At 56.5% G+C, this 5,798-nt stretch carries 6 protein-coding genes; 3 read left to right on the forward strand and 3 right to left on the reverse strand.

All coding sequences use genetic code 11. From position 1 onward, the window contains the following. Positions 1-422 precede the first annotated feature (422 nt). The 3 genes from EGJ22_RS25515 (at position 423) to EGJ22_RS25525 (ending at position 3,399) form a co-directional block, all read left to right on the forward strand. Positions 423-1,910, forward strand: a complete 1,488-nt coding sequence (locus tag EGJ22_RS25515) for a SulP family inorganic anion transporter (RefSeq protein WP_009684101.1) — start codon at positions 423-425, stop codon at positions 1,908-1,910. A gap of 11 nt (positions 1,911-1,921) precedes the next feature. Further along, positions 1,922-2,773, forward strand: coding sequence for a universal stress protein (locus tag EGJ22_RS25520; protein WP_012316922.1), 852 nt, complete (start codon positions 1,922-1,924; stop codon positions 2,771-2,773). A gap of 92 nt (positions 2,774-2,865) precedes the next feature. Further along, positions 2,866-3,399 carry an NUDIX hydrolase gene (locus tag EGJ22_RS25525; RefSeq protein WP_009684099.1) on the forward strand — a complete coding sequence of 178 codons (534 nt, stop codon included), beginning with the start codon at positions 2,866-2,868 and terminating at the stop codon, positions 3,397-3,399. 33 nt (positions 3,400-3,432) lie between these two features. Here EGJ22_RS25525 and EGJ22_RS25530 read toward each other — a convergent pair whose 3' ends face one another. From EGJ22_RS25530 to EGJ22_RS25540, 3 genes are all read right to left on the reverse strand, one after another. Continuing rightward, complete coding sequence (locus EGJ22_RS25530) at positions 3,433-4,968, reverse strand: IS66 family transposase (protein ID WP_009684098.1); 1,536 nt, start codon at positions 4,966-4,968, stop codon at positions 3,433-3,435. Between the two features lie 61 nt (positions 4,969-5,029). Further along, positions 5,030-5,365 carry an IS66 family insertion sequence element accessory protein TnpB gene (gene tnpB, locus EGJ22_RS26745; protein ID WP_009684097.1) on the reverse strand — a complete coding sequence of 112 codons (336 nt, stop codon included), beginning with the start codon at positions 5,363-5,365 and terminating at the stop codon, positions 5,030-5,032. After that, positions 5,362-5,694, reverse strand: a complete 333-nt coding sequence (locus EGJ22_RS25540) for a transposase (RefSeq protein ID WP_009684096.1) — start codon at positions 5,692-5,694, stop codon at positions 5,362-5,364. The genes tnpB and EGJ22_RS25540 overlap by 4 nt, the downstream gene beginning before the upstream one ends. Positions 5,695-5,798: the final 104 nt, after the last annotated feature.

The following is a 5,798-nucleotide window of genomic DNA, read 5'->3' on the forward strand; positions in this document are numbered from 1 at the left end:
GTAACCGTCTGGCCAACTCACCCCTCAGCACACAGACCAGCTCGGACAAGAACGGGTGGAAAACAAAGCCTTGCCCGCAGGTATACCCATTGAATAAGCCTGTATCTGACGTAGGTCATGCAGAGCCTGCCAGCGGGTCGCAATCGACGATGGCTTCATTGTATACTTCGGCTCCGCATACCCCTTGAGCTACAGGAACATCAGCATGACTGTACTCCAAACGATCTACTGGCAGCCTACGCCGCCTTAGCGCTACGCCCCCTCGCAACAACCTGCTTCCGCTAGCCTCGCTCGCGGGTGCTCACTGCTGTACGCCTGGTTTTACACCTTAAGCACACAGCAAAAAATCCTCAAAATTTGAATTTGTATCGATTCGCTCGCCACTCCCTTGGCGTGCGCGATGCTTTGCCTTGGATATTTATATGCTGCAAAAACTTAGACAAACGTGGTTTTCCAACGTCCGTGCCGACGTGCTCGCGGGGCTGGTGGTCGCACTCGCGCTGATCCCGGAAGCCATCGCCTTTTCCATCATCGCCGGGGTAGATCCCAAAGTCGGTCTCTACGCCTCCTTCTGTATCTGTGCTGTCATCGCCTTTGTCGGCGGGCGCCCCGGAATGATCTCGGCGGCGACAGGCGCCATGGCACTGCTGATGGTTACGCTGGTAAAAGAGCATGGACTCCAGTACCTGCTGGCCGCGACGCTACTATGTGGCGTACTTCAAATCCTTGCCGGCTACCTGAAGCTCGGCTCGTTGATGCGCTTTGTTTCACGCTCGGTAGTCACCGGCTTCGTAAACGCATTAGCGATTCTGATTTTTATGGCGCAATTGCCTGAGCTGACCAATGTCACCTGGCATGTCTATGCCATGACCGCTGCGGGCCTGGGAATCATCTACCTGTTCCCGTATGTACCGAAAATCGGCAAGGTGATTCCCTCTCCATTGGTGTGCATTCTGACGCTGACTGCCATCGCCATTTACCTCGGTTTGGATATCCGCACCGTCGGTGACATGGGCCAACTGCCTGATACGCTCCCGATCTTCCTCTGGCCTGAAGTTCCGCTGAATTTTGAAACCCTGCGCATCATTTTCCCGTACTCGGCTGCGTTGGCAGTAGTGGGTCTACTCGAATCAATGATGACCGCGACCATCGTCGACGACCTTACCGACACCACCAGCAACAAAAACCGCGAGTGCAAAGGCCAGGGTGTGGCCAACATCGCTGCCGGCATGCTTGGCGGCATGGCAGGTTGCGCCATGATCGGCCAGTCGATCATCAACGTGAAATCTGGTGGCCGCACCCGTCTCTCGACATTGTGTGCCGGCGTTTTCCTGCTGCTGATGGTGGTATTTCTTGGCGAATGGCTCTCCAAAATCCCTATGGCGGCACTCGTGGCTGTGATGATCATGGTGTCCATCGGCACCTTTAGCTGGGATTCCTTGCGTAATCTGAAAGAGCATCCGCTGTCGACCAACCTCGTCATGGTGGCGACCGTCGTGGTCGTCGTGGCCACTCACAATCTGGCTTACGGCGTACTGGTAGGTGTGCTGCTGGCCTCCCTGTTCTTCGCAAACAAGGTCGGGCACTACCTGGATATCAAGAGCACTCTTGAAGAGACGAAATCGCATCGGACTTACCGCGTCGTGGGCCAGGTGTTCTTTAGCTCTGCGGACAAGTTCACTGAGGTTTTTGACTTCAAGGAGGCGCTCAACAAGGTCACCATCGATCTCACACAGGCGCATTTCTGGGATATCACCGCCGTCGCAGCGCTGGATAAGGTCGTGATCAAGTTCCGACGCGAAGGCGCTGAGGTTGAAGTGCTCGGTCTCAATGAAGCCAGCGCGACAATCGTTGACCGCTTCGGCGTGCATGACAAACCCGGTGCCATCGACAAGCTCATGAGCCACTAAAGAGAACGACAATGACCCGCGTAATGGCATGCATTGATAACTCACAATCCTCATTGGCGGTCTGCGATTACGCAGCATGGGCCTCGCAACGACTCAGCGCTCCCCTGACCTTGCTTCATGTGCTGGATAAGGAGAAATATCCTGCATCCGCTGACCTCAGCGGCAATATCGGTCTCGGTAGCAGAGAACATCTGCTGGAAGAGTTGGCCATGCTGGATGCGCAGCGGGCAAAACTGGCGTTGGAGCATGGGCAGCACATGCTTGAAAAAGCTCGCGAGCGAACAGTTCACTCTGGCGCCATGTCACCTGATATGAAGCAGCGCCATGGCCATCTCGTCGAGAGCCTGAGCGATCTCCAAGACGATATTCGGTTACTGGTGATTGGAAGAGTCGGTGAGGACAGCACGCGCAGTGCCCAAAGTCTTGGCAGCCAGATTGAAGCGATAGTCCGAACTATCCACCGCCCCACCCTGATTACAACCAGCCATTTCAGGAAACCTGAAACGGTCATGGTGGCATTTGACGGCAGCGCAACAGGCCACAAGACCTTACAGATGCTTGCTTCAAGCCCGCTGTGCGAAGGCCTGCCAATTCATATCGTCATGGTTGGAACGGATTCTGAAGACAACCAGAACGCGCTGGAGAAGGCACGAACCACGCTTGCGTCTTCCGGCTCGCTGGTGCATTCCGAGATCCGCCCAGGCGAAGTAGAGTCCACACTGCATGCGTATCAGGCAGAGCACGGCATTGACCTCTTGGTCATGGGGGCGTACGGGCACTCACGCATCAGGCAGTTTCTGATAGGCAGCACGACCACGACGATGCTGCGTACATCCACTGTACCCTTATTGCTGCTTCGCTGAGCCAGTTCCACTGGCCACAGTATTTCCAGAACTGAGGAAATACCGTGGCCACCCTGGACGATGACTAACTGATCTTGCCGCTACGAGACCACATGCAACTCATAACTGAAATTGTTCACCCCGAGCTGAAATCCAAGCAGGGCAGAGTATTCCGTCGACATGCAGCTCGCGGCATCGTGATGCGGGGTGAACAGATCCTGTTGCTGTTCACCGAGCGCTATAACGATTTCAGCTTTCCTGGAGGCGGCCTTGATGGTGACGAGGACATTGTCGCAGGCCTGAAGCGTGAGCTTGAGGAAGAGACTGGTGCTCGTGAAATACAGGTGCTCCAGCACTACGGTTACATCGAGGAGTACCGGCCCTACCAAAAGCCACAGTACGATCTGATGCACATGACCTCGCATTTTTATCAATGCGAAGTAGCGCCCCAGCTAGAGCCGGTGAGAATGGAAAGCCACGAAATCGCTAATGGTATGCGGCCTGTCTGGATCAACCTGCATGAAGCCATCGCACACAATGAAGCCGTCATGCAGCGTCACGAGTCTTCGATGGGGCAGTCAATTCTGCGCGAAACCTACATGCTGAGAAAAGTCGCTTCCGAATTGTTGATGCCAATCAGCCTTTGAGCTGACTATTTGGCGAAGTCCACTTAGCCTGCCTCAGGCAAGCATCCAATGCTGCGGGAGTAATTGCGTGATTTCGCTCGCCCGCTGTGTCGGAAGCCGCATCAGTACATCCTTGAGATAGGCATACGGATCGTGCCCATTCATACGCGCCGACTGGATCAGGCTCATGATTGCCGCCGCCCTTTTTCCACTGCGCAGCGACCCGGCAAATAACCAGTTCGAGCGCCCAAGCGCCCACGGCCGGATCAAATTCTCGATCTGGTTATTGTCGATGGGCACAGCACCATCTTCCAGGTAGCGCGTCAGCGCTACCCAGCGTTTAAGGCTGTAATCCAGGGCCTTGGCCGTGGCCGAACCCTCGGGCACAAGTTCGCGTTGGGCCAACATCCACTCATGCAGTTTTTCAGCGATGGGCACCGCTGTTTCCTGACGTAATCGCCAGCGGGCTTCGTCGCTCATTTCCTTGGCGTGTCGCTCGACTTCATACAACCCGCCAATCGAGTGAAGCGCCTGCTCCGCCAACTGGCTTTTATTGGCTGCATGCAGGTCGAAGAATTTGCGGCGTGCATGGGCCATGCAGCCGATTTCGGTGATGCCCAGCTCGAAGCTGGCCTTGTAGCCGGCGAAGTCATCGCAGACCAGCTTACCGTTCCACGTGCCCAGGAAGTTACGCGCATGTTCGCCGGCACGGCTGGGGCTGAAGTCGTAGACCACGGCCTTTAGGGCCGAGAAAGGCGTGGTGCTATAGGCCCACACGTAAGCGCGGTGGGTTTTCTTTTCGCCTGGTGCGAGCATCTGAACCGGGGTCTCATCGGCGTGGATCACGCCCTGGGCCAACACATGCTCACGCAGCGCATCGACCAGAGGCTGGAGCTGCACACCGGTCTGTCCGATCCATTGCGCCAGTGTCGAACGGGCGATGGGCAGTCCGGCCCGACCAAAAATCTTCTCCTGCCGGTACAGCGGTAAATGGTCGGCGAACTTCGCCACCATCACGTGGGCCAAAAGGCCTGCGGTCGGGATGCCCTTGTCGATCACTTGGGCCGGTACAGGCGCCTGGATCAGTGTTTCACACTGACGGCACGTCCATTTTCCACGCACATGCCGCTCAACTGTGAACACGCCCGGAGTGTAATCGAGCTTCTCGCTGACGTCTTCGCCGATTCGCTGAAGCTGGCAGCCGCACACGCACTGAGTATTCTCTGGTTCGTGACGGATCACGGTTCGCGGAAACTGCGGCGGCAGTGGTGCACGCTTGGGCTTATGACGTGGCTCGGCCGGTGCGGCCGGCGGATTGGCTGCCTTCAGCTCGGCTTCGATAGCTGCGATATCGGTATCGAGCAGATCATCAAGCAGACTGCCTTGGTCGGGGCTCAGTTGCTCGCTGCGCTTGGCGAACTTGTGTCGCTTGAGGATGGCGATTTCATGAGCCAGTTGCTCGTTGACCGTTTCGAGGCGTTGGATTTTCTGGCTCATGGAGTCGACCTGGGACAGCAACTGCATAGCCTGTTCGGCCAAGCCGCGCAGCTGTTCCGGTGTCATCTGGTCGAGATTGGGCGAGGAAGTCATGCCGCTGATTGTGTCAGAGCAGGTCGTCAACAGCGATAAACCGATGGGCTAATGGCAGGGGCTAAAGCACTGTGATCGCGCTGCCTGCGCCGACCCGCTGCCACGGCAAACCCAGTACCAAGGCTTGAAGTTGCTCGTTATCGAGTTCGACTTCCGATCCGTGACGGATGCCGGGCCAATGAAACTTGCCTTGGTTCAATCGTCGCGCTGCCAGCCAAATGCCCACACCGTCATGCACCAAGACTTTCATTCGGTTGGCACGGCGATTAGCGAAGAGGTATGCGCAGTGCGGCTTCGCCACACCGAACACCGCGATCACCCTGGCCAGCGCGGTCTCGGTACCGGCGCGCATGTCCATAGGCTCGGTGGCAAGCCAGATGGCATCGATCCGAATCATTCCAACAGGTCTCGCAGAAAGGTGGCACAGGCGACAGCGCTTTCGGTCGGCCAGTTCACTTTGACGGTGCCACGCGGGTGCTGGATTTCAATGCAGATACTTGATGAAGCTGCCTGCGAATGTCCTCCGGCTAGCGGCAAGGGCACTGGAATGAAAGCAGGTTGCAGCGCCATAGTTTTGTTCGTGAGTACCCTAATCCATTTATGTACGAGGTTCGCGTTAAGGCTGTGCTTCTGCGCGACGCTGGCAATCGATGCGCCGGGCTGGGCGCACTCTTGGACAACTTGGGCCTTGAAGGATTTTGAATAGGAACGGCGTTGTGACTGCATGGAAAGACCCGCTTAAAAGGCTAGAAATGGTGTCCACTTAAATTAGGTGGACACCATCGCCTTTGGCGTCGGGGTCAGGAAGGTGAGTTGGCCGGACGGTTACG

The sequence above is a fragment of the Pseudomonas sp. p99-361 genome, assembly GCF_003935475.1.
Taxonomy (GTDB): domain Bacteria; phylum Pseudomonadota; class Gammaproteobacteria; order Pseudomonadales; family Pseudomonadaceae; genus Aquipseudomonas; species Aquipseudomonas juntendi.